The organism is Microbulbifer sp. SE14 (assembly GCF_059834885.1).
In genome coordinates this window covers 111488-135098 of sequence record NZ_JCBAJA010000002.1, presented here as the reverse complement: position 1 = coordinate 135098, position 23611 = coordinate 111488, and the positions used below count along the sequence as shown (strand labels likewise).

Here is a 23611-nt window from a genome sequence, read left to right as displayed (position 1 = left end):
TTCCGCATTATTCACTAAAGTGCCGCGGCGGCGCGCCTTCGTGATCGGCGGTAATACTGATCTCCTCCCTGGTGGTATCGGCCATCTTCACATGCACGGCTTCGACACCGTGCATCCAGTCCACCAGTTTGTTGCGCAGCAAGAACAGCACGATGCCAGCCCCGATTGCAGCGATGGCCACGCCGCCGAAGGTGGCGAGCGGACCGGCTTCGCCCACCAGCTTACCGATTTCCGCCGCGCCCTTGTTGGCAATACCGATAAACGCAAACCAGAGTCCCATCATCAGCGACAGGTAGCGCAGCGGCGACAGCTTGGTGACCATCGACAGGCCGATGGGCGACAGGCACAGTTCGCCGATGGTGTGGAATATATAGGCGAACACCAGCCACCAGAGGCTGGCCTTGATGGTCTCCGAGTCGCCGATCTGCAGTGCGGCGCCGCACATGGACACGAAACCCAGGCCGAGGAAGATCAGCCCCATGCTGAATTTGGCCGGCGAGTTGGGTTCGCGGTCGCCGAGGCCGATCCAGATACTGGCGATGATCGGCGCGAGGATAATGATAAACAGCGGGTTGACCATCTGCAGCCAGCTGGCCGGGATCTCGAAGCCGCCGATCACCAGGTCGGTCCTGTATTTCGCAAACAGGTTCATTGAACCGGCGGCCTGCTCAAACCCGGCCCAGAAGATCACCGTGAATACGCCGAGAATCAGGATCACCTTGATGCGGTCGCGCTCTTCCGGAGTCAGCGGTGCATGCATGTCCTCGGCCTCTTTCTTCAGCCCCAGTTTGGCCGAGGGCTGGTTGCCGATTTCGCCCAGGTAGCGCCTGGCCTGGGTCAATTGCAGTATCAGCCCCAGCAGCATGCCCAGGCCGGCGACGAAGAAGGCCAGTTGGTAATTCACCTTCTCGCCGATCCAGCCGATCACCAGGTAGCCGAGAATCGATCCCAGGTTGATGCCCATGTAGAAAATCGTAAAGGCGGTGTCGCGACGCTTGTCCCCCTCGTCGTAGAGGTCGCCCACCATGGTGGAGATATTCGGCTTGAAGAAGCCGTTGCCGACGATCATCAGCGCCAGGCCCAGCCACAGCATGTAGATCTCGGTACCGTCCGGCAGCCACTGGTGGGGAAAGCCGAGGGAGAACTGTCCCAGCATCATCAGCACGCCGCCGAACATGATGCAACGGCGCTGGCCCCAGATATTGTCCGCCATCCAGCCGCCGATGATCGGCGTCAGGTACACCAGCATCGCGTACCAGCCCAGGTAGGACAGGGCCTTGGACTGCAGCTCCGTATCCGACAGCTGCTCCCAGCCGAATACAGCCGCGGTTGCCGCGGAGGTGAGGTAGAAGACGAAGATACCCCGCATACCGTAGTAGCTGAGGCGCTCCCACATCTCGGTGCCGAACAGCAGGAACAATCCCTTGGGGTGACCGAGCATTTCCCCGGCGCTGGCCGGGGGCTTGGGCTTCAGATCTTGCATAGGTACAGCTCGCAAGTGATGGTTCGGGACTCGGGACTCGGGACTCGGGACTCGGGACTCGGGACTCGGGACTCGGGACCCGCGGATTCGCGCTGTAGATACTCTGTTCCGAATCAATCGTTCATTCGTTTGTCATACCGGCGCAGGCCGGTATCAAGCTCAGTGGCACCTGGATTCCGGCCTGCGCCGGAATGACGGCATGCCCTGTAGGACCCATGGCCGCGATCGGGCTTGCGGCCATTGCCGGCCGTCAATCACGGCCTGGGGCAGGGCAATCGACCTCAGTATAGTTCAGCGCCAGATTGTGCAAGCCTGCGCCAAAGCGGCCGCGGAGGTTATAATCGCCCGTTTGCAGTTATTGCCCGAACCATGAGTCACTCTGAAGCCAAATCCGTTATCAGCGCCCTGGAAAGCCAGATCGCCCAGTGTATGGGGCGGGACCGCTGTCGCCTGGGCAAGACGCTGCACAGCGCGCGCCGGCGCCTGAAGGAGGGCAAGCCGGTGGACCGCATGCTCGGGCAACTGGCGGAACAGCTGGGGGCCTCCAGGCGGCTTGCGGAGGAGCGCCGGCAGAAACTGCCGCAGGTGAACTGGCCGGAGGGGCTGCCGGTGGTGGCGCGGCGCAACGAGATCGCCGAGCTGATCGCCGAGCACCAGGTGGTGGTTGTCGCCGGCGAGACGGGCTCCGGCAAGACCACCCAGCTGCCGAAGATCTGCCTGGAGCTGGGCCGCGGCATATTCGGCCAGGTAGGTCACACCCAGCCGCGCCGCATCGCCGCGCGCACCGTGGCCAACCGCATCGCCGAGGAGCTGCAGCAGCCGTTGGGGGAGTCAGTCGGCTACCAGGTGCGCTTTACCGACCACAGCACCGAGCACACCCATATCAAGCTGATGACCGACGGCATACTGCTGGCGGAAATCCAGCGCGATCCGCTGCTGAACAAATACGATACGCTGATCATTGACGAGGCCCACGAGCGCAGCCTCAATATTGACTTTCTGCTCGGCTACCTGAAAACGATACTGCCGAAACGCCCGGACCTTAAGCTGATCATCACCTCCGCCACCATTGATCTGGAGAAGTTCTCGCGGCACTTCGACGGTGCGCCGATCATCGAGGTATCCGGGCGTACCTACCCGGTGGATATCCACTACCGCCCGCCGTTCGACGGCGACCAGGACCTGAACGAGCAGGTGATCGCCGCGGTGGAGGAGCTGTTGCAGCAGGAGAAGGGCAGCGGTCGGCGGGGCGGCGACATACTGGTGTTTATGAGCGGCGAACGCGAGATCCGCGAGTGCCACAAGGCCCTAAGGGACGCGCAGCTTCCGCAGCTGGAAATACTACCGCTGTATGCGCGCCTCAGCCTCGCGGAGCAGGCCAGGGTGTTCCACGGCCACAAGGGTCGCAGGATAGTGCTGGCCACAAACGTGGCCGAGACCTCGATCACCGTGCCAGGCATCCGCTATGTGATAGATCCGGGCACTGCGCGTATCAGTCGCTACAGCTACCGCAGCAAGATACAGCGGCTGCCGGTGGAGGCCATCTCCCGGGCCAGCGCCAACCAGCGCGCCGGCCGCTGCGGCCGCGTCAGCGCAGGCGTCTGTGTGCGCCTCTACGACGAGAAGGATTTCGAGCAGCGCCCCGAATTCACCGACGCGGAGATACTGCGCACTAATTTAGCCGCGGTGATACTGCAGATGCTGCAGCTGCGCATCGGCGATATCCGCGATTTCCCCTTCGTGGATCCGCCGGACGAGCGGTTGATCAACGACGGCTACAAGCTGCTGCAGGAACTGCAGGCGGTGGACGCAAACGGCAATGTGACCCAGTTGGGCCGCACCCTGTCGCGCCTGCCGCTGGACCCGCGCCTGGGCCGCATGCTGATGGCCGCAGCCGACAATGGCAGCCTGCGGGAAATACTGATCATCGTCAGTGCCCTGGCGGTGCAGGACCCGCGGGAGCGTCCGGCGGAAAAACGCCAGGCCGCGGACGAAAAGCACAAGCAGTGGCAGCACGAACAGTCGGACTTCCTCTCCTTCGTGCAGCTGTGGGACGCCTTCGAGGCCCAGCGCCAGGAACTGAGCCAGAACCAGCTGCGCAAGTGGTGCCAGAAGAATTTCCTGTCCTGGCTGCGCATGCGCGAGTGGCGGGATATACACCACCAGCTGCGCGTCGCCTGCCGCGAGCTGAAACTGAAAGAAAATCGCGAGGCCGCGGACTACGGGTTGGTGCACCGGGCGATTGTTCCCGGCCTGCTCGGTAATATCGGCGCGCGCGATGAAAACAAGGAGTTTGTCGGCTGCCGCAACCGCCGCTTCCATATCTTCCCCGGCTCCGGCCAGTTCAAGAAGCCGCCGCGCTGGGTGGTGGCGGGGCAGCTGCTGGAGACCAGCCGCCTGTTCGCCCACACGGTGGCGAAGATAGAGCCGGACTGGGTATTGGCCGCCGCCGAACACCTGGTCAAGCGCAGCTATTCCGAGCCCCACTACGACGCCCGCGCCGGCCGGGTGATGGCTTTCGAGAAGATCTCCCTCTACGGGTTGGTGCTGGTGGAGAAGCGCCGCATTCACTACGGCAAGCTGGATCCCAGGACCTCACGCGAGGTGTTTATCCGCCAGGCCCTGGTGGAGCAGCGCTATCGCGGCAAGGGGAAATTCTTCCAGCACTACACCGATCTGTTGGCAGAACTCGAAGACCTGGAGGCCAAGTCCCGCCGCCGCGATATCCTCGTCGATGACCAGGTGATCTTCCAGTTCTTCGACGAGCGGCTGCCGGAGGACATCGTCAACCTGGCGGGCTTCGAGCACTGGCGCAAGAAGGCGGAGGAAAGGGATCCGCAGCTGCTGTTTATTCCCCGCGAACTGCTGATGCAGCAGACTGCCGAGCACGTCGGCGAGGCGCAGTTCCCGGACGAATTGCGGGCCGGCGGTATCGAATTCCCCCTCGGCTACCACTTCGAGCCGGGCGCCATTGACGACGGCGTCAGTATCCGGGTACCGGTGGGCGCCCTGCACCAGGTGCCGGCGGCGCGGCTGTCCTGGCTGGTGCCGGGGCTGCTGCGGGACAAGTGCATAGCGCTGGTCAAGGCGCTGCCGAAGCAGTGGCGCAAATACTTCGTGCCGGTGCCTGCGGCGGTGGACAGGGCGCTGCCGCGGCTGCAACCGGACAATGTGCCCCTGTGGCAGTCCCTGGCAAAGGAACTCAAACGGCAGACAGCACAGGAGCTGCCGGATGCCGCCTGGGAATCGGCGGAGCGTCGCCTTCCGGACTTCTACCGCTTCAATATCCAGGTGCTGGACGAGGAGGGTCAACTGCTCGATCAGGGCCGCGACCTGGCCGGGCTGCAGGCCCGCTACAGGGATCGGGTACAGAAGGGACTGGCCAGCGCCGGCGACGATTTCGAACGCGACGGTATCACCCGCTGGGATTTCGGCGACCTGCCCGAGACCCACACGCTGCAACAGGGCGCCCTCAAGGTGCGCGCCTATCCCGCACTGGTGGAGGACAAAGACAGCGTTTCCCTGAAACTGCTCGACAACCCCGCCGAGGCGCAGCGGCTGAGCCGCGCGGGCATCTGCCGCCTGGCCCTGCTGCACCTGCCGGAACCGGTCAAATACCTGCGCAAGGAACTGTTGCGCGGCAAGGAGCTGGGTCTGAGTGCCGCCGATCTCGGCAAACGCGAGGAGGTGGCCGACGATATCCTGCTGGCTGCTGCGCGCGAGCTCTTCTGGCCGGAGGAGCAGTGGCCGCGCACGGAACGGGATTTCCTCGCCGCGCTGGAGAAGAGTGGCGAGCTGGTGTCCGTGGCCCAGGAAATCGCCGACCTGCTGGTGAAGGCATTGGCGCAGCTGGTGCCATTGCGCAAGCAGATCAAGCAGCAGAAAAGCCTTACAGTAGCCATGGCGGTGGGGGACATTCAGCAGCAGCTGGCGGGACTCTTCTACCGCGGCTTCCTGTTCGATACGCCGCTGGAATGGCTGCGCCAGTACGGCCGCTACCTGAAAGGGATATCACTGCGCCTGGAAAAGGCCGCCTTGGACCCGAGCCGCGATCGGCGCCTGCAGGCGGAATTCCATAAGACGGCCGAGCCCTACCAGGCTCTTGCCGAGCGGCATTCCGCGAGATCCCTGGCGGCGGAGCCGCAACTGGCGCAGTACCGCTGGATGCTGGAGGAATTCCGCGTTTCGCTGTTTGCCCAGACCCTGAAAACCCTGATGCCGGTTTCCGGCAAGCGTCTCAGTAAGCTTTGGTCCGAGATAGAGCAGTCCGCCTCCCCACGCTGAAAAAATACGGCTGTGCTGTAACAAACCGGCTTCCACTGCGACCAACTATTCGAGAAGGGGATCACAATTCGGCAATAGCGGAGAAACTCCGCGTGTGCTCCCTCTGTCTCATGGCGTGACCGTTTTCGCCGCGGAGGCACTATACTGCCCCGGAAGACTGCCACGCCGTGGCGTGTTTTTATTCATGATTAATGTTTTCAGGAGATCCCTTATGTCCAAGAAGAATCTTTCCCCTGTAGCGGCTGCCGTAGGCGCGGCCTTCCTGGCTTCGGCGGCGATGAGTGCTTCCGCCTCGATCGACACTTCCAAGACAACGGCCAACCCCTTTGCCGCCGAGGAACTGTCCTCCGGCTACAACCTTGCCATGCAGGAGGAAGAAGGCAAGAAGAAAGAGGGCAAGTGCGGCGAAGGTAAATGCGGCGAGGGCAAGAAGAAGGAAGGCAAGTGCGGAGAGGGTAAATGCGGCGAAGGCAAGAAGAAGGAAGGCAAGTGCGGCGAGGGTAAGTGCGGCGAAGGTAAGAAAAAGGAAGGTAAATGCGGCGAGGGCAAGTGCGGCGGCTGAGTTTGCACTTGCCCTGGGCAGGGGCGGTTTTCGCAGTTCCGCCCCTGCTTTAATCGAACAGAATAAATTTATGACGAATATAGCCGCGAGAGATTACCCGGTTGAGGGCGCCGGCCTGGGCCTGCGCCGCTCCATGATCGGGGAGACGCTGCCGGAAGGGGCCGTGGATTTTCTCGAAGTGGCGCCGGAAAACTGGATCGGCGTCGGCGGACGCTTCGGGCGCTGGTTTCGCGAATACACCGAGCGTTATCCGTTTGTGATCCACGGCCTGTCCCTGTCGATCGGCGCACCGGCACCGTTGGACCTGGAGCTGGTAAAGTCCGTCAAACAGTTTATCTGCGAACACAGTATCCGCTGCTACAGCGAACACCTCAGCTACTGCTCCGACCACGGCCATCTCTACGACCTGCTGCCGATTCCGTTTACCTTTGATGCGGTCACCCATGTGGCGGAGCGCATCCGCAGGGTGCAGGATATCCTCGAGCAGCGCATCGCGATGGAGAATGTGTCCTACTACGCCGCGCCCAAGGTTGACGGCCGGCAGGAGATGACCGAGCTGGAATTCCTGAACGCGGTGCTGGAAGAGGCGGACTGCGACCTGCTGCTGGACGTGAACAATATCTACGTCAACTCGATCAATCACCGCTACGATCCCCTCGAGTTCCTGCGCGACCTGCCCACGGGACGCATCCGCTACGCCCATGTGGCCGGCCACTTCGACGAGGCCGAGGACCTGAAGGTGGACACCCACGGCGCGCCGGTCATCGATCCGGTCTGGCAACTGCTGGAACAGGCCTACGCCATCCACGGCCCGGTGCCGACGCTTCTGGAGCGGGACTTCAATATCCCGCCGCTGCCGGAATTGCTTCAGGAAGTGGAGCGGATCAGGTCCGTACAGGCAATCGGCACCGGGGAGGCCCTCTGTGTCCACGGCCGCGGATAAGCCCATGTCCTTCCAGGAGTTGCAGCGGTCGTTTGCCGCCCACCTGCGCGCGCCGGATCAGTGCGCCCCGCCGGCGCAGATCGAGGACAGGCGCATGGGTATCTACCGCGACCTGATCTACAACAATATCGAATCCTTTATCGCCGGCGGCTTCCCGGTGCTGCGCAGTCTTTACGAAGACGGCTGCTGGCACAAAATGGTGCGCGACTTCGTGCAGCGCCACAGCTCCCGCAGCCCCTACTTCCTGCAGATCAGCGAGGAGTTCCTGCACTATCTCCAGAACGAGCGGCAGACGGAGGCCGGCGACCCGCCCTTCCTGCTGGAGCTGGCCCACTACGAGTGGGTGGAGCTGGCGCTGGATGTCAGCGAGGCGGAGTTCCCGCCGGGCCTGTCAACGGACGGCGACGTACTGGAGTTGGTGCCGGTGGTGTCGCCACTGGCCTGGAGCCTGAGCTACCGCTACCCGGTGCACCGCATAGGCCCCGGTTTCCAGCCCCAGGAGCCGCCGCCAGGTCCCACCTTCCTGCTCGTCTACCGGGACAGGGATGACGAGGTGGGTTTCATGGAGATCAACGCGGTCACTGCGCGGCTGCTGCAGCTGGCCCAGGGAGGCGAGGGGCCGGGCGAAGGACAGAGCGGGCGCCGGCTGCTGGAATCCCTGGCGGCGGAGATGGGGCAGGAGGACCCCGGGGCACTGCTGGAATTCGGCCGCGAGCTGCTGCAGAAGCTGCTGCGCGCCGGTGTCATCGCGGGGCTCGAGCCTTGCCGGAAACTCCCGAATCCTTGACCAATTGGAGCTGCTATGCTGCCGAGGGTGGCTTAGCCATTGCGGGGGCGTTAGAATCCCCGCAATTGTAAGCTAGATAGAGAGGAGCAGGGTTTTGCTGGGACGCACACATCTTTCCCCCTGGTTATTGGCCCCCTGGTTGTTTGCCGCGACCCTGGTCACCGGCCCGGTATCGGCACAGGACCCATTCGGGTCGCCGGAACAGGAAACTGCCGCGCCGCAGGCGCTGGACGGGCAAAAGGACACCGCTACAGACAGCAGCGTCGCGGGCGCGGACAGCGACGATCCCTTCGCCGACGGCGGTGGCGACGACGCGGGCGAAACATCCACCCTGGAGGACGAATACGGCTTCGATCCGGCGGAGGAGTTCGCCAGCGAGGAGGAACCGGCGCAGCGCGACCCGTGGGAGGGCTTCAATCGCGCCGTCTTTCGCTTCAACGACAGCGCCGACCGCTGGGTGCTGAAGCCGGTCGCCGTCAGCTACCGGCAGGTCACCCCGATTTTTATGCAGAATGGGATCAGCAACTTCTTTGGCAACCTGCGCGAAGTGACCAACACCATAAACAGCGTGTTGCAGTGGAAGTGGGGCCAGGCGGGCAACGACGCCGGGCGCTTCCTGGTCAACAGCACCGTGGGAGTGGTGGGCCTGTTCGACGTTGCCCAGTACATGGGCCTGGACCCCAACGACGGCGAGGACTTCGGCCAGACCCTGGCGGTTTGGGGTGTCCCCTCCGGCCCCTATGTGGTGCTGCCGTTTATGGGACCCTCCACCGTGCGCGATGTGCCCGGTGAAGTAGTGGACTGGTACACCAACCCGCTGACCTATATCGACCACGACCCGACCCGCTATGCGTTCAAATTCACCGACCTGGTGCAGACCCGCGCCAGCCTGCTGAAGGCGGAGAGCCTGCTGCAGGGAGACCGCTATGTCCTGTTGCGCGATGCCTATCTGCAGCGGCGGGAATACCTGATCAATGACGGCGAACTGGAGGACGATTTCGGCGACGATTTCGAGGACGATTTCGGCGACGATCTCAATGATGAAGGCGACTTCTGATAGCTCCATAGCCACCCGGCCCCGAAGAGCCGCCCCATGGCCGGCCGCAGAAGTCTGTTACTGATCGAAGAAGACGAGGCGTCCCGCAACTTCGTGCGGGGCGCACTGGCGCGCCTGGGATTTGACGTGGTAGTCGCCAAGAGCGGCGTCGAGGGCATAGGCCAGTTCGCCCCCGGGGACTACCCGCTGGTGATCACCGACCTGCACCTGCCGGATATGGGCGGCCTGGAAGTGCTGCGCAAGATCAAGCAGCTGTCCCCGGCTACGGCGGTGGTGGTGCTCGCCTCCGACAGTGAGGTCGGTGATGTGGTGCAGGCACTCCGCCTCGGCGCCGCCGACTACCTGCTCAAGCCCCTCAAGGACGCGGCGGTCATCGACCACGCCATCTGCCGTATCACCAACGCCGAGACACTGGCGATCCAGAACCGTGAGTACCGCGAGGCGCTGGAACGTCGCAATCGCGAACTGCGCGATCACGTCGAGCTGCTGCAGCGGGACCATCAGGCCGGGCGCCTGCTGCAGCAGCACCTGCTGCCGCGCACTCCCTACCGCTACCCCGGTGGCATAGAGGCCGCCTATCGGCTGATTCCCTCCCTCTACCTCAGCGGCGACTTTATCGACTACGGCCTCTTCGGCGAGCGCTTCGTCGCCTTCTACTTGGTCGATGTGTCCGGCCACGGTGTCTCCTCGGCGCTGGTCACGGCGCTGATCAAGCACAGCATCATGCACCTGCTGCGCGAGCGGCCGCTGTTCGCGCAGCTGGATACCCTGGATACCGACCTGCTGGATGTCCTCACGCTGGTCAACCGGGAACTGCTATCCACCCGCCTGGACAAGCACGCCAGTATGTTTGTCGGCGTGGTTGACAGCCGTGCGCGGCAGCTCCACTACGCCGTCGCCGGGCAGGTACCAATGCCGGCCCTGGTGACCGATGAGGGCACCGAGTGGCTGCCCGGCAAGGGGCGCCCACTGGGGCTGTTCGAGCGCGGGGACTGGTCGGTCATCTGTGCCAAGCTGCCCCCCAACTGGCGCCTGGTGGCCTGTTCCGACGGCGTGCTGGAGCTGCTGGAAGGGGACCTGCTACAGCGGGAGTCCCAACTGCTGCGGGCAATAGATCGCAGTCGCGGCGATCTGGACAGCCTCTGTACCGAGCTGCATGTGGACACCTCCGAGGCGCTGCCGGACGATGTCACCATACTCACCCTGCGCCAGGGCTGACTTTGCCGGGGCGGGTGCTGATGTGACCATATAGTCTGCTCCGTCGACTTCGGTACCCTTGCCACCACCGGCGCGCAGGAGTAAGCTCCGCGCACTTTATGCACAAATGTGCCCGGTGGCATCACCCGGCCACAGGCAGCAGTTGTGTTCTCTACAAGTGAACTATCGCCATCTGCCCGCGCGCAGTATTTGCCGCAGCGCGGATGTGCAGGGGTTGTTATGCAGTCCGGGCAAATTATGGTTGGGGCCCACGAGGGTATCTACGTCATCAAGCTGGTCGGTGATGTTCGCCTCAACCTGTGTACCTCTTTCGATAACTTTATCGACAGGATGTTTGCGCACGACGACTTTTCCGATGTCGTGTTCGACCTGCACAGCGCCGAGGGCGTCGACAGCACTACCCTCGGGCTGATCGCCAAGATCGCCATCCGAGCTCTTGAGCGGGGCTGCCAGAAGCCCCTGGCGCTGTCCGCCGACAAGGGTATCCGCCACCTGCTGGATGCGATGGGGTTCGAGGCGCTGATCGAAGTCAGCGAAGAGCACCGCGACTTCCCCGCCGAGACCAAGCCCCTGCAGTGCAAGAATCCGGACGAATGTGCGGCGCGGGAAAAGGTGCTGGAAGCCCACCGCGTGCTGATGAGCATGAACGAACACAACGCGGAGACCTTCCGCGACCTGGTGCATACCCTGGAGCTGGAATGCGATCCGATCGGCAAGCCGTCGGCCAGGATGCACTGAAGTGTTAATGCGGAATACGCGACCCGGCATTACCGTGTAGGAGTGGCGGGGCGGCCATCCACCCATGGCCGCGATCGGGCTTCGGGGTTGCGACTACCCGGAATTCTGGCACGACTTATCCTCATTCCGCATTCATGAGGCGCGTCCCTCCGCCTTGCGCATTTCCCTGGCCTCGGCCCGCGCCCGCGTAAACAGCCCGTGGGGCAGGTAGATCAGCTCCGCCACTCGACGGATCAAGTGCTCCTCGAAGGCCTCTATCACATCGTCTGAAAAGGCCACCTGCCACATCTGCAGCACCAGCAGGTACTTGTCCTTTTCGCTGAACCGCTCGTTCACCGTCTGGGTGAATTCATACAGGGAGGTGGCCTGGTCGCGGTGGGCGAGGGCGTCCATCACCAGTGCTTCGGCGGCCTCGGTTTCCATCTGGTAGTGGTCCTGCAGCAGCCGGGCCAGGATGGCCCGCTCGCGGTGGTCCAGCCTCTGGTCGACGGTGGCCACTTCCGCCAGCAGGGCGGCGCTGATCATGCGCACGTCTTTCTGGTCGCGCACCTCGACATCGGCGCCGCTACCGATCTGCTCGAACAGTTTACGGATTTGTCGCAGCATCGGCTTCCCTGTGTCCCATCATCTGTCCCTGCAGCAGGAGCTCCAGCCGCTCCTGGTCCTGCACGAAATTGCGGATGCCCTCAGCCAGCTTCTCCGTGGCCATGGCGTCGCTGTTCAGCTGGTAGCGGAATTCCGCCTCCCCCAGTGCCCGCGCCGGGCGCGCCAGGGACTCCACATGCTCCGGCAGTCCCCTGGCCAGGTGGCCTGCGTCCTCCTCCAGTTCCTTTAGCAGCTGCGGGCTGATGGTCAGGCGGTCGCAGCCGGCCAGCGCCTCTATCTCGCCGGTGTTGCGGAAGCTGGCACCCATCACGACAGTGTCGTAGCCGCGGGACTTGTAGTAATGGTAGATGTTGCGCACCGAGAGCACGCCGGGATCTTCCTCGGCAGTAAAGTCATCGCGGCCGCTGGCGGCCTTGTGCCAGTCGAGGATGCGGCCGACGAAGGGCGATATCAGCGTGACCCCCGCCTCGGCGCAGGCCACCGCCTGGCAGAAGCTGAACAGCAGGGTCAGGTTGCAGTGAATCCCCTCCCGTTCCAGCACCGATGCCGCGGCTATGCCCTCCCAGGTGGAGGCGATCTTGATCAGCACCCGCTCCCGCGGTACTCCCGCCTGCTCGTAGAGGGCGATCAGGCGGCGCGCGTAGTCGACGGTGGCGCGGGTATCGAAGGACAGGCGCGCGTCCACCTCGGTGGAGACCACCCCCGGCACCAGCTGCAGAATCTCCGCCCCTATGGCCACCGCAAGCTTGATCGCCGCCTGGCCAGCGACAGCAGCGGTATCACCCGCGTGCTTCTCCGCCCAGGCCAGGGACCCGGCAATCAGCTCCCGGTACTGCGGCAGCTGCGCCGCCTTGAACAGCAGCGATGGATTGGTGGTGGCGTCCTGGGGCCGGTAGCGGCGGATCGCTTCTATATCCCCGGTATCCGCAACCACCTGGCTGCGCTGCTTCAGTTGTTCCAGCTTGTTCATTCCTGTCCCTCGCCTGTCTCTCGATAATTCCCAATACTGCCCGGCCTTGCCGCTGTCCGCCCTGCGTAACTACTCACTCCCGTTGCCAGTAAGAAAGGCCTGGACGGCCCTGCTGCCGGTGGCCATTTGGGAAAAAGCCTCATCGGTCTGTTTACCAGGCGCTCTTCCCAAATGGCCCCCGGCATCAGGGCCTTGGCACTCTTTCCGAGTCCCCAGTCCCCAAAATCACGCCGCCTGGGTCACCAGTGCCAATGCCTGCTCCACCACGTCCGGCCCGGCCCCCTTCCTGTGCGCATTCTCGCTCAGGTGCCGGCGGAAGCGGCGCGCCCCCGGCAGCCCCTGGAAGAGCCCGAGCATATGCCGGGTGATATGGTTCAACCGCGTACCAAGGCCCAACTCGCGCTCGATATAGGGCAGCATCTGCTCTACGACCCGCGCCGCATCCGGCCCCGGCTCGCCGCCAAACAGTTCGCTGTCCACCTGTGCGAGCAGCGCCGGCGTCTGGTAGGCCGCGCGCCCCAGCATAACACCGTCCACATGGCGCAGATGTTGCCGGCACTCCTCCAGGGAATTGATGCCGCCGTTGATCACGACTTCCAGCTGCGGATAGTCCCGCTTCAACTGGAACACCATATCGTAGTTCAGGGGTGGGATTTCGCGGTTCTCCTTCGGGCTCAGGCCGTTCAGCCAGGCCTTGCGCGCGTGCACGATAAAGGTGGTGATACCGACGGCGGCCTGGGCCTCGACGAAGCGCGTCAGGCCTGCGTAGTCCTCCATATCGTCGATGCCGATGCGGTGCTTGACCGTGACCGGAATGGATACCGCCGCGCGCATCGCCGCCAGCCCCTCGGCCACCACCTGCGGCGACCCCATCAGGCAGGCGCCGAAGCGGCCGGACTGCACCCGGTCGCTGGGGCAGCCGCAGTTCAGGTTGATCTCATCGTAGCCCCACTGCTCGGCGATGCGCGCACACTCTGCCAGCTCGCGCGGATCGCTGCCGCCGATCTGCAGCGCCACCGGGTGCTCGGCCGCATCGAACTGCAGGTGCCGCTCCCTGTCCCCACGCAGTATCGCGCCGGTGGTCACCATCTCCGAGTAGAGCAGCGCGCGCTTGCTGAACAGGCGCCACAGGTAGCGGCAGTGCCTGTCGCTCCAGTCGAGCAGGGGGGCGGTGCAGAAGCGGTGGGGGGAGTGGTCAGGCATATCTCGACTTCAGGTTACAGGGGGATCCGCGGCACTTGGCGCGGCGATCCACCGTTCGGAACGGGTACATATTATCCCGATCGCGCCGCGAGACGCACTAACTCAGGTATAGTCGGTTGAACCGGCGTGGGCACCAATAGGCGAGCAGGGGGCCGCATCGAGGGACGGAAGTGCCGGGCGGCGGTTATGTGAACAGCTGCGTATTTAGGATTGCCGCTATTTTTTACACTTGCTTCCGTCAGAATTTCCAAGGAGCAGGATATGAAGACTCTCGTCGAATTGACCGGATCAGTCGGTTTTCAGGGCAGGAATTTCCCGCGATGATGTGAGACTGGTGCAAGAGCTGCTGAACAGGGCTACCCGCGTTCCCTGGGCCTTGCTGGCCGTGGATGGCCTAATCGGCCCTCATACGATCAACCGCAGTCAGAGACTTCCAGAAGAATGTTGTCGGTTTCGCCAGGCCCGACGGTCGGGTCGATGCCAGCGGCAGGACCTGGCGCAGCCTGGTGCGATATGCGGCGGAGACGCCCGCACATTTTAACGGTACTTTTTCCGCGCATCCGCCCGGCAACAGTGTCCGCGGCGCGGGAGCATCAGCCCGCCGGGCTTCCGAAGCCATCGCCTGGGGGGGCAGGGTCTCTCCCGCATTCAAGACCCCGGGTCAGGCAGATAGCCGCGAATCTCGAGATATCCCCGGACTTCCTGATGTCCTGTATGGCCTTTGAAACCGGCGAAACCTTCAGTCCCTCGATAAAAAACGCCGCCGGCAGTGGCGCTACCGGATTGATCCAGTTTATGCCCAGGACAGCCAGGGGGCTAGGTACGACGACCGAGGACCTGGCAAAAATGACCGCAGAAGCACAGCTGGATTACGTCGAAAAATACTTCCTGCCCTACAAGGGCAGGCTGAAGACGCTGGAGGATATCTACATGGCAAACCTGTATCCGGCGGCAATAGGTATGGAACCGGCCGACCCCCTGTTCCGCCGCGGGGCCAAGACCTACGAGCAGAATTCCGGATTCGATAAGAACAAAGACGGGGTCATAACGCCGGCCGAAATCTCGATCAAGGTCCGGCAGAAGTACGAAAAAGGGCTCCAGAAAGGGTTCCTGGGCTGAGGAGTGGGATGGCCATGCTGAAAAGATTCTCGATGACGGCGCTTTGCGTTTTACTGCTCTCCCTCGCCGCGGCCTGCCAGTCCAGCGCCGACTGGGACGGCGTTTATACATTCGGCGAAAAACTGGGAGAGGATCCCGGTGGGGCGACCATGCTGGTGGAGTACCGCCTGGAGCTGGCCGGTGATCGCTGCCTGCTGGATATCACCGGCTACCAGTCCGATTCGCATATTCGCTGCGCCCTCGACGCAAGTGACGAAACGGCGGTTGTCCGCTTCCGCTCCTACGGCAATGGCGACGTAAAAAATATATACGGCGTGCAGATCTATCAGGTGGGCGAGCCGCTCTTTACCCTGCGGCTTTCCCCCGAATCGAGGGGCCTGGTCACCGAATGGGGCGGCCTGGTGCCGGATTCGGTTGAGGAAAAGACGGGCCGTTACTTCGCCCGGCAGTAATCGCAGGCCCCAAGCGGGCAGTCCTGTCAAAGGTTGCGCTCTTTTTCCGAGACCGCAGCTTGCTTGTTCCTCTGCAGGTTGCCGCCATTGCCGTCTCCCTCCTCCAGCGTCGGCCGCAATTTCTTCACTATCTTGCGCGCCGTCGCCCGGTAGCTGGTGAGTTTGCCCCCGGCCACCGCAAGTACGCGGGGTTTTTTGCCGTTGTCGCAGCACAGCAGTGTCTCCCGCGGCCGGGAAAAAGGGCTCTTTTCCATCTGCGGCAACACCCGCAGGCCGGCGAAGCTGTCGCAGATATTGTGCACCTGCAGCGACCGGGTCTGGGGAAAATAGCGCCGCACGGTGCGCAGCAGGTAGCTTTCCTCCTCGATGGTCGGGGCCACGTCGCGCGGATCTCCCCGATAGCTGCGCTCGGTGGTGCCCACCAGTGTCTTGCCCTGCCAGGGCATCACGAATACTGCGCGGCCGTCCTCCGCCTCCACGTAGAAGATCTTCTCGCCCAGGGACAGGGGCAGCTGGATGTGAGTGCCTGCCACCAGGTCGATCGGTGGCAGCGGCGCGTCGGGGGCGCAGAGGGCATTGGTGTCTTCCACCCAGGGGCCGGAGCAGTTGACCAGGGCGCGGGCGCGCAATGTGTTCAGCTGGCCATCGGCGACGTAGTCGACCCGCATTCCGGCGCTGGTCAGCTCGGCGCCGACAAGGCTGCCCGGGCAGATCAACTGGGCGCCGCGCATGATCGCCGATTCCACCACGTTGCGGGTCAGCGCGGCGTCGTCGGTCTGCGCATCGTAGTAGCGGTAGACAGCGACCAGGTCCTCGCGGTTGAGGCCGGACAGGTTGTCCCACTCGGATTTCGGCACTGAACGGAAACGTGAATAGCCGCCGGCCACGCCGGACAGCAGTGCGTAGAGGGTCAGCCCCAGGCGCACCATCCAGGCCGGCCTCTTGCTGTGGCGGTAGACGGGGATGTAGAAGGGCACCATGCGCACCAGGTGCGGCTTGTTCACCAGCAGCCAGCGCCGCTCGCGCAAACACTCGTAGACCAACTGGAACTGGCCGCTCTCCAGGTAGCGCAGGCCGCCGTGGATCAGCTTGGAGGAGCGGGAGGAGGTGGCCGCGGCTATTCCCAGCTGCTCCAGGATCGCCACCCGGTAGCCGGCCATGGCCAGCGCCTCCGCGGCCCCGGCGCCCTGGATACCCGCACCGACCACCAGCACATCAAAATCCGTAGACATCACTGGCTTCCCGGGAGCGCATCAGCAGCGGCAGATTGCCGGTGAGGATATGGTGGGCGCCGCGGGCGCGCCAGCGCACCGCCTCATCGGGGGAATTGATCTCGTAGACCACCCACTGCCAGGGGCCCGGTGGCAGCTCGTCGGTTTCGACGCGGCTGTCGCGGATCAGCAGGTAGTCCGGCGCCAGGGTCACCACATCCGCCGACAGGCACTGGGCCACACTGTCCACCTTCAGCGCCACCCGGAGCCAGCCGCGGCTGCGCGCCAGGCGCAGGCTGCGGTAGTCGCGGGTCAGCAGGGCGAAGGGCTCTTCCTCCGCCCGCAGCAGTTTCGTCAGCGCCTCGACGGTGCCTTCGACGCCCATCCTGCCCAGGCAACCGACGCCCACTTCGATGAACCAGTCCAGGTGGCGGTGGCAGCTGGCCCATTCGACCACTTGGGTAAAGGTGTTGAGGCCCATCTGGCGCAGTTCGCGGTCGCGCAGCTGATGGAGGGGGCGCTTGACACCGCCGCCCGGAAGCTGCAGCTCTTCGTCGTGAAAGCACCAGGGAGTGCCGTCGGAACTGAACTGGACCTCGGTCTGGATGGCGCAGGCCCCCAGGCCGTGGGCGGCCTCGAAGGCGGCGATGGTGTTTTCCGGTTGGCGGATCTTGTCGCCTCGGTGCGCAATCAGCATGAGAGTCTGTCCGGATAGCGGGCGTTATTGTCATCTTGACGCGAGAGGCTGATCTCTCGCAGATCCACTGAATCCAGGCGCGGAGATAGCGGCCGGCCTTATTGGAAAAATAGCCCGTGGTGGTGATGTTGCAAGGCGGACTGCGGCGTTGCGAGCCGAAAACAAACGAGAATGGCTCTGTGCCACGGTCGTCCCGCTTTGGCACGGGAAAGCCGTTCCCCAAGGGGGCGCCCGCCCCAATCATTTTTTCTTCAGCCACACCCTCAAGCCCGCCACAGAGCCGCCGATAGAGACGCTAGAGGCAGTGCATGTATTAGCGGAGGGATGCCGGTGGTGTTGATATTTCTTGGGTTCATCATTGTCGCCCTCTCGGTGTTCGGCGGTTTCTCCATGTCCGGCGGACACCTGGGGCCGCTGTACCAGCCGATGGAGATACTGATCATCGTGGGGGCGGCGCTGGGGTCCTTTATCGCCGGCAACAACGGCAAGGCGATCAAGGCCACCCTGCGCACCCTGTCCAGGCTCAGGCGCACCGGGAAATACGACAAAGACACCTATATGGACCTGATGGCGCTGCAGTACAAGCTGCTCAGCAAGATGCGCCGAGAAGGTGCCATAGGCATCGAAAAGGATATCGAAAACCCCGAGGAGAGCGCCCTCTTTTCCGAGCATCCGCGCATCGCCCGCGACCCGCTGATCATGGGCTTTATCACCGATTACCTGCGACTGATGGTGAGCGGCAGCATGGACCCGCTGGAGCTCGACGAGCTTATGACCCACGAGATAGAGGCCTTCGAACACGAGGCCCGCATTCCCGCCGACGCGCTGTTGAAGGTGGGCGACGGCCTGCCCGCTTTCGGCATTGTCGCTGCGGTGCTGGGGGTGGTGAAGGCCCTGGCCTCGGCGGATTCGGGCGTCAGCGAAATCGGGATGATGGTCGCCCACGCCCTGGTGGGCACCTTTATGGGCATCCTGCTCGCCTACGGCTTCGTCAACCCCATGGCCAGCCGCATCGAGCGGCAGGTGCGGGAGGCGGTGAAGATACTGCAGTGCGTGCGCGTCACCCTGCTGGCCAGTCTCAACGGCTACGCGCCGCAGCTGGCGGTGGAGTTCGGCCGCAAGACCCTGGATACCGCCGAGAGGCCCACTTTCGGCGAACTCGAGGGCCATGTGCGCTCTGGCCTGTCCGGCGCATGAACCCGGTGACCAAGGCCGAGCGCCGCATCGTCATCCGGCGCCCGCGCAAGGGGCACGAGGGGCATCACGGCGGGAGCTGGAAGATCGCCCTGGCGGACCTGATGACAGCGCTGATGGCGCTGTTCCTGGTGCTGTGGATGATCTCCGCCGCCTCGCCGCAGGAGCTGCAGGGACTGGCGGAGTATTTCCGCACCCCATTGGCAGTCGCCCTGGCCAAAGGCGACCGCGACAGCGCCAGTACCAGTGCCATTCCCGGCGGCGGCCCGGACCCGGCCCACGCCGACGGCGAGCGGGCCCGGGTGGACCTGCGCACCCAGCGGCTGCCGGACGAGGTGCGCCGCAGTCTTCTCGAGCTGCGCCATCGCATAGAGACGGTGATAGAGGCGGACCCGGAACTGCGCGACCTGCGCGAGCAGATGCGCTTCGAAATGACGCCGCAGGGATTGCGCATCCAACTGCTGGATACCGAGAGCCGGCCCATGTTCCGCCTCGGCAGCGACGAGGTGGCGCCCTACATGCGCGACCTGCTGCGCACCCTGGCGCCGCTGCTCAACGAACTGCCCAACCGGGTGGCGATCAGCGGCCACACCGACAGCCTGAGCTACGCCGCCGGCGACGCCGCCTACAGCAACTGGGAGCTGTCCGCCGACAGGGCCAACGCCTCGCGCCGCGAGCTGGCGGCCGGCGGCCTGGACAGCGACAAGTTGCTGCAGGTGATCGGCATGGGCGACCGGGTGCCGGTGCCGGGCAGCGCTCCGGGGGATGCGGTCAACCGGCGCATCACCCTGATGGTACTCAGCGAGCGGGCCGCGGCGTGGATCCTGGCCGGCAGTCGGCCCTGAATACACCAATGCGTGAGTGAAGATGGATATTACCGAATTCTACGACACCTTTTTCGAGGAGGCGGGCGAGCTCCTGGCGGAGATGGAATCCCATCTCCTGGAGCTGGATGTGGACGCCCCGGATGCGGAGCAGCTGAACGCCATCTTCCGTGCGGCCCATTCCATCAAGGGCGGCGCCGGGACTTTCGGCTTCGAGGCGCTGCAGCGCACCACCCACCTGTTGGAGAACCTGCTCGACTATACCCGCCGCGGCGAGCTGGCCCTGCGCCGCGACATAGTGGACATCTTTCTGGAAGCCAAAGACATGCTAAACAACCAACTGGATGCCTATCGCCGGGGCACCGAACCGGACCCCGAGGCGCTGGAACGGATCTGTCAGACGTTGCGACAACTGGCCCTGGAGGAGATCGGCGAGGAAGTCGACGTAGGTGGCGGCGGCCCGCAACCCGCCAGTGACGAAGCGGCGCAGCCGCCCGCGACCGGGGGGGAAGCGCCCGCAGCCGGCGGCCGCTACCGGGTGGCATTACTGGGGGTGGCGGAAAAGGACCGCCAGTTGCTGATCGAGGAGCTGGGCCAACTGGGCGAGATAGAGCGACAGTCCGGCGACGGCGACCGCTACGAGGTGACCCTTTGCACCTCGTTGGGGGGCGACGATATCGAGGCGGTGATGTGCTTTATCGCCGAGCCGGAACAGCTGGAGATACGCCCGCTTGGGCCGGCGGAAAGCGTCGCGGAGATAGCGGAGAAACAGGCCGTGCCCGCGCCGCGACCTGAGCCGGCGCGACAGGCCACCGCACAAGAAAACCGCGCCGCCGCGCCGACAAAGGCCGCGGCTTCTGCCAAGGGCGGCAGCGAGTCCACCTCCATCCGCGTGCCGGTCACCAAGGTGGACCAGATCATCAACCTGGTGGGCGAGCTGGTCATCACCCAGTCGATGCTCAACCAGGTGGCGACCGAATCCGGCGATCTCGTGGACGGCAAGCTGGTCAGCGGCCTGAACCTGCTCGCCCGCACCGCCCGCGACCTGCAGGAGGCGGTGATGTCGGTGCGCATGGTGCCCATGGACTACGTGTTCAGCCGCTTCCCACGGCTGGTGCGCGACCTGGCCGGCAAGCTGGGCAAGGAGGTGGAACTGGTCACCGAGGGCAAATCCACCGAACTGGACAAGGGCCTCACCGAGCGCATCATCGATCCGCTCACGCACCTGGTGCGCAACAGCCTGGACCACGGCATAGAGACGCCGGAGCACCGCGAAGCCGCCGGCAAGCAGCGCAGCGGCCGGCTGATCCTGTCTGCCCGCCACCAGGGCGGCAGCATCCTGATCGAGGTGAGTGATGACGGCGGCGGCCTCAATCGCGACCGGATACTCGCCAAAGCCCGCGCCAACGGCCTGGCGGTGTCCGACAGCATGGCCGACGACGAGGTCTGGCAGCTGATCTTCGCCCCGGGCTTCTCCACCGCCGAGGCCGTTAGCGATGTATCCGGCCGCGGCGTCGGCATGGACGTGGTCAAGCGCAACATCCAGGCCATGGGCGGCCACGTGGAGATCCTCTCCCGACCGGGGCGGGGCACCACCACCCGCATAGTGTTGCCCCTGACACTGGCCATCCTCGACGGCATGTCGGTCCGCGTCGGCGCCGAGACCTTCATCCTGCCGGTGAGCGCGGTGATCGAGTCCCTGCAGCCCCGCGCGGACGACCTCTACCCCATGGCCGGCGGCGACCTGCTGCTCAAGGTGAGGGACGATTACCTGCCACTGGTGGCGATGCACCGGGCCATGGACGTGCGCGACGCCAGCGAAGACCCGAATAGTGCCATCGCCGTGATAGTCCAGGGCGAGGGGCGCCGCTATGCCCTGCAGGTGGATGCGCTGATCGGCCAGCAGCAGGTGGTGGTGAAGAACCTGGAGACCAACTACCGCAAGGTGCCCGGCGTGTCAGCCGCCACCATCCTCGGCGACGGCAGTGTGGCGCTGATCCTCGATGTCGCCGACCTGCACCGGCTCAGCCAGAGCAAGAAAGAAAATCCCATATTCGGGTCGCGCGAGCCGGCCCGGCTCCAACTGGAGGTAGAACCGTCATGAGCAATGCCAGCGCACTGGAAAATACCGCCGCCGTCGAGGGCGGCCGCCGGGAATTCCTGGTCTTCTCCCTGGGGGAGGAGGAATACGCCATCGATATTCTCAAGGTGCAGGAAATCCGCGGCTACGACAATGTCACCCGCATCGCCAACGCCCCGGACTTCATCAAGGGGGTGGCCAACCTGCGCGGCCTGATAGTGCCGATCCTGGACCTGCGCATCAAATTTCGCCTCGCCAGCGCCGACTACGACGGGCAGACGGTGGTGATCGTGGTCAACATCGCCGGGCGCGTTGTCGGCATCGTCGTCGACCGCGTCTCCGATGTCATGACCCTGGCCGGCGATCAGGTCAAGCCGGCGCCGGAATTTGGCGTTGGCCTGCCGCTGGACTACATCGACGGCCTCGGCAACCTGGGGGAGCGCATGCTGGTGCTGGTGGATATCGAAAAGCTGCTCACCAGCGAGGAGATGGCGCTGGTGGAAGAGGCAGGGGAGTAGCCGTTTATGCGCAATAACCAGCCGGTCACCAACCGTGAATACCCGATTCGTGACGATCACTTCCTGATTTCGCGCACCGACCTGCGCGGCAACATCACCTATGCCAACCCGGCCTTCGTCGAGGTCAGCGGCTTCAGCCGCGATGAGCTGATCGGCGCGCCCCACAATCTGGTGCGCCACCCGGATATGCCGCGGGAGGCTTTCGCCAACCTGTGGGAAACCATCAAGAACGGGGAGACCTGGGTAGGTCTGGTCAAGAACCGGCGCAAGGACGGCGACTACTACTGGGTCAAGGCCCACGTGACCCCAATCATCGAGGACGACCGGACAGTGGGCTATGTGTCGGTGCGCCTCAGGGCCGACCGGGATGCTCTGGCGCAGGCAACCGAGGCCTACCGCGCCCTGCGCGAGGGGTGCGGCCGCCACCTGGCGCTCGACCGCGGGCAGTTGGTGCGGCGCGGCCTGCGCGGCGGGCTGGCCCGGCTCAATATCGCCTCCCTCAGGGTACGCCTGGGGTTGCTGGCGGCTGCCGCGACGCTGCTTCTCGGCGCCAGCACTGCCCTCAGCTGGCGCGCCCTGGCCGCGGCCGGCGAAGCGGCCACCGGCCTGCCCGGCGGCCAGCTGGCCCTGTTCGCCCTGGGCGCGCCGCTGCTGGTCCTGCTGGCATTCGCCGCCGGCCGCGGGGTGCTGCGGCCGCTGCGCGACGCTGAGACCTTCGCCATCCAGATGGCCGCCGGCAACCTGGGCGCACGTCCGCCGCAGCCGACCCGCGGCGAGGTGGGGCGCCTTGCCCTGGCGCTGGACCTGATGCGCAGGAGCCTTACCAGCATCGTCGGCGAGGTCAACGGCAGTATCGCCATAGCCGCCCCGGCGGCGCGGGAGATCGCCGCCGGCAACGAGGACCTGTCCAGTCACTCAGAGCAGCAGGCCGCCTCCCTCCAGCAGACCGCCTCCAGCATGGAGGAGATGACTGCCACCGTGGGACAGAACGCGGACAATGCGCGCCAGGCCAGCGGCCTGGCCGCAGACGCCTCCCGCGCCGTCCGCGAGAGCGGCGCCGCCATGGGCGAGATGGTGGAGACCATGGGCCGCATCACCGCCAGCTCGAAAAAGATGGCGGCGATCATCGAGACCATCGACGGCATCGCCTTCCAGACCAACATCCTGGCCCTGAACGCCTCGGTGGAGGCGGCCCGCGCCGGCGGGCACGGCCGCGGCTTCGCCGTGGTGGCCCAGGAGGTGCGCAACCTGGCCGGCCGCTCCGCCGACGCCGCCCGCGAGATCCGCGGCCTGATCGATGGCTCCGCGCAGGAGGTCGACAGCGGCGCCGGCCTGGTGCGCCGTGCCGAGGCCTCCATCGCCTCGGTGGTGGACGCCGTGACGCGGGTCAGCGACATCATGGAAGAGATCTCCGCGGCTTCCGCCGAGCAGAGTGCCGGCATCGCCCAGATCAACCAGGCGGTGGCGCAGATGGACGAGGTGACCCAGCAGAATGTCGAGCGGGTCCAGTCCTCGGCGCGCGCATCGGCGTCCCTGCAGGCGCGCGTCGAACAGCTGGCCCGGGCCATTGCCGTCTTCCGTCTGCAGGGCGCCGGGCGCGGGGACCAACGCGCCTGCGAGGTCGCTCCCGGGGCCGGCTCGCCGGCCCTGCCGGCAGCGGGGTAA

20 protein-coding genes are annotated in these 23611 nt (G+C 64.7%); 14 read left to right on the top strand and 6 right to left on the bottom strand.

Features of this window, described 5'->3' with window-relative positions:
• Positions 1–7: 7 nt before the first annotated feature.
• Positions 8–1483 (bottom strand): peptide MFS transporter, encoded by a 1476-nt coding sequence (locus AC6R19_RS02145; protein WP_500577834.1) that lies wholly within the window; start codon positions 1481–1483, stop codon positions 8–10.
• Positions 1484–1852: 369 nt separating this feature from the next.
• On the opposite strand from AC6R19_RS02145, the gene hrpA reads away from it, so the two are divergent.
• The 7 genes from hrpA to AC6R19_RS02110 all read left to right on the top strand — a co-directional run bounded on the left by hrpA (position 1853) and on the right by AC6R19_RS02110 (position 11072).
• Positions 1853–5767 (top strand): ATP-dependent RNA helicase HrpA, encoded by a 3915-nt coding sequence (hrpA, locus tag AC6R19_RS02140; RefSeq protein ID WP_500577833.1) that lies wholly within the window; start codon positions 1853–1855, stop codon positions 5765–5767.
• 211 nt (positions 5768–5978) lie between these two features.
• On the top strand, positions 5979–6329 hold the full coding sequence (locus tag AC6R19_RS02135) for an HvfA family oxazolone/thioamide-modified RiPP metallophore (protein ID WP_500577832.1): 351 nt from the start codon (positions 5979–5981) through the stop codon (positions 6327–6329).
• A 70-nt stretch (positions 6330–6399) separates the two neighbouring features.
• Positions 6400–7272, top strand: a complete 873-nt coding sequence (locus AC6R19_RS02130) for an HvfB family MNIO-type RiPP peptide maturase (RefSeq protein ID WP_500577831.1) — start codon at positions 6400–6402, stop codon at positions 7270–7272.
• Positions 7253–8059, top strand: coding sequence for an HvfC family RiPP maturation protein (locus AC6R19_RS02125; RefSeq protein WP_500577830.1), 807 nt, complete (start codon positions 7253–7255; stop codon positions 8057–8059). The genes AC6R19_RS02130 and AC6R19_RS02125 overlap by 20 nt, the downstream gene beginning before the upstream one ends.
• Positions 8060–8153: 94 nt before the next feature.
• Positions 8154–9116 carry an MlaA family lipoprotein gene (locus tag AC6R19_RS02120; protein WP_500577829.1) on the top strand — a complete coding sequence of 321 codons (963 nt, stop codon included), beginning with the start codon at positions 8154–8156 and terminating at the stop codon, positions 9114–9116.
• 36 nt (positions 9117–9152) lie between these two features.
• Entirely contained in the window at positions 9153–10334 is a 1182-nt protein-coding gene (locus tag AC6R19_RS02115) for a PP2C family protein-serine/threonine phosphatase (RefSeq protein WP_500577828.1), read from the top strand.
• A gap of 219 nt (positions 10335–10553) precedes the next feature.
• On the top strand, positions 10554–11072 hold the full coding sequence (locus tag AC6R19_RS02110) for an STAS domain-containing protein (protein ID WP_500577827.1): 519 nt from the start codon (positions 10554–10556) through the stop codon (positions 11070–11072).
• A 132-nt stretch (positions 11073–11204) separates the two neighbouring features.
• Here the strand turns inward: AC6R19_RS02110 and AC6R19_RS02105 are convergent, their stop codons facing one another.
• The 3 genes from AC6R19_RS02105 to dusA form a co-directional block, all read right to left on the bottom strand.
• Positions 11205–11678, bottom strand: coding sequence for a tellurite resistance TerB family protein (locus AC6R19_RS02105; protein ID WP_500577826.1), 474 nt, complete (start codon positions 11676–11678; stop codon positions 11205–11207).
• Positions 11659–12648 (bottom strand): transaldolase, encoded by a 990-nt coding sequence (gene tal, locus AC6R19_RS02100; protein WP_500577825.1) that lies wholly within the window; start codon positions 12646–12648, stop codon positions 11659–11661. The genes AC6R19_RS02105 and tal overlap by 20 nt, the downstream gene beginning before the upstream one ends.
• A gap of 225 nt (positions 12649–12873) precedes the next feature.
• Complete coding sequence (gene dusA, locus AC6R19_RS02095; RefSeq protein WP_500577824.1) at positions 12874–13851, bottom strand: tRNA dihydrouridine(20/20a) synthase DusA; 978 nt, start codon at positions 13849–13851, stop codon at positions 12874–12876.
• A 795-nt stretch (positions 13852–14646) separates the two neighbouring features.
• Between dusA and AC6R19_RS02090 the strand changes: the two genes are divergently transcribed.
• Entirely contained in the window at positions 14647–14970 is a 324-nt protein-coding gene (locus AC6R19_RS02090) for a hypothetical protein (RefSeq protein WP_500577823.1), read from the top strand.
• A 14-nt stretch (positions 14971–14984) separates the two neighbouring features.
• Positions 14985–15422, top strand: a complete 438-nt coding sequence (locus AC6R19_RS02085; protein WP_500577822.1) for a DUF5991 domain-containing protein — start codon at positions 14985–14987, stop codon at positions 15420–15422.
• A 26-nt stretch (positions 15423–15448) separates the two neighbouring features.
• On the opposite strand, the gene AC6R19_RS02080 is transcribed toward AC6R19_RS02085, so the two are convergent.
• Positions 15449–16654 (bottom strand): glycerol-3-phosphate dehydrogenase/oxidase, encoded by a 1206-nt coding sequence (locus tag AC6R19_RS02080; RefSeq protein ID WP_500577821.1) that lies wholly within the window; start codon positions 16652–16654, stop codon positions 15449–15451.
• Complete coding sequence (locus AC6R19_RS02075; protein ID WP_500577820.1) at positions 16638–17330, bottom strand: glycerophosphodiester phosphodiesterase family protein; 693 nt, start codon at positions 17328–17330, stop codon at positions 16638–16640. The genes AC6R19_RS02080 and AC6R19_RS02075 overlap by 17 nt, the downstream gene beginning before the upstream one ends.
• 333 nt (positions 17331–17663) lie before the next feature.
• On the opposite strand from AC6R19_RS02075, the gene motA reads away from it, so the two are divergent.
• From motA to AC6R19_RS02050, 5 genes are read left to right on the top strand one after another with little or no spacing between them, the layout of a single operon-like run.
• A complete protein-coding gene (gene motA / locus AC6R19_RS02070; protein ID WP_500577819.1) occupies positions 17664–18527 on the top strand; it encodes a flagellar motor stator protein MotA in 864 nt (287 codons plus the stop codon).
• Positions 18524–19369, top strand: a complete 846-nt coding sequence (gene motB / locus AC6R19_RS02065) for a flagellar motor protein MotB (protein ID WP_500577818.1) — start codon at positions 18524–18526, stop codon at positions 19367–19369. The genes motA and motB overlap by 4 nt, the downstream gene beginning before the upstream one ends.
• 22 nt (positions 19370–19391) lie before the next feature.
• The gene (gene cheA / locus AC6R19_RS02060; protein WP_500577817.1) at positions 19392–21452 is read left to right on the top strand and encodes a chemotaxis protein CheA; all 2061 of its coding nucleotides are present in this window, start codon (positions 19392–19394) and stop codon (positions 21450–21452) included.
• A complete protein-coding gene (locus AC6R19_RS02055) occupies positions 21449–21946 on the top strand; it encodes a chemotaxis protein CheW (RefSeq protein ID WP_500577816.1) in 498 nt (165 codons plus the stop codon). Before cheA ends, AC6R19_RS02055 begins: the two co-directional genes overlap by 4 nt.
• Before the next feature lie 6 nt (positions 21947–21952).
• Positions 21953–23611 (top strand): methyl-accepting chemotaxis protein, encoded by a 1659-nt coding sequence (locus tag AC6R19_RS02050; protein WP_500577815.1) that lies wholly within the window; start codon positions 21953–21955, stop codon positions 23609–23611.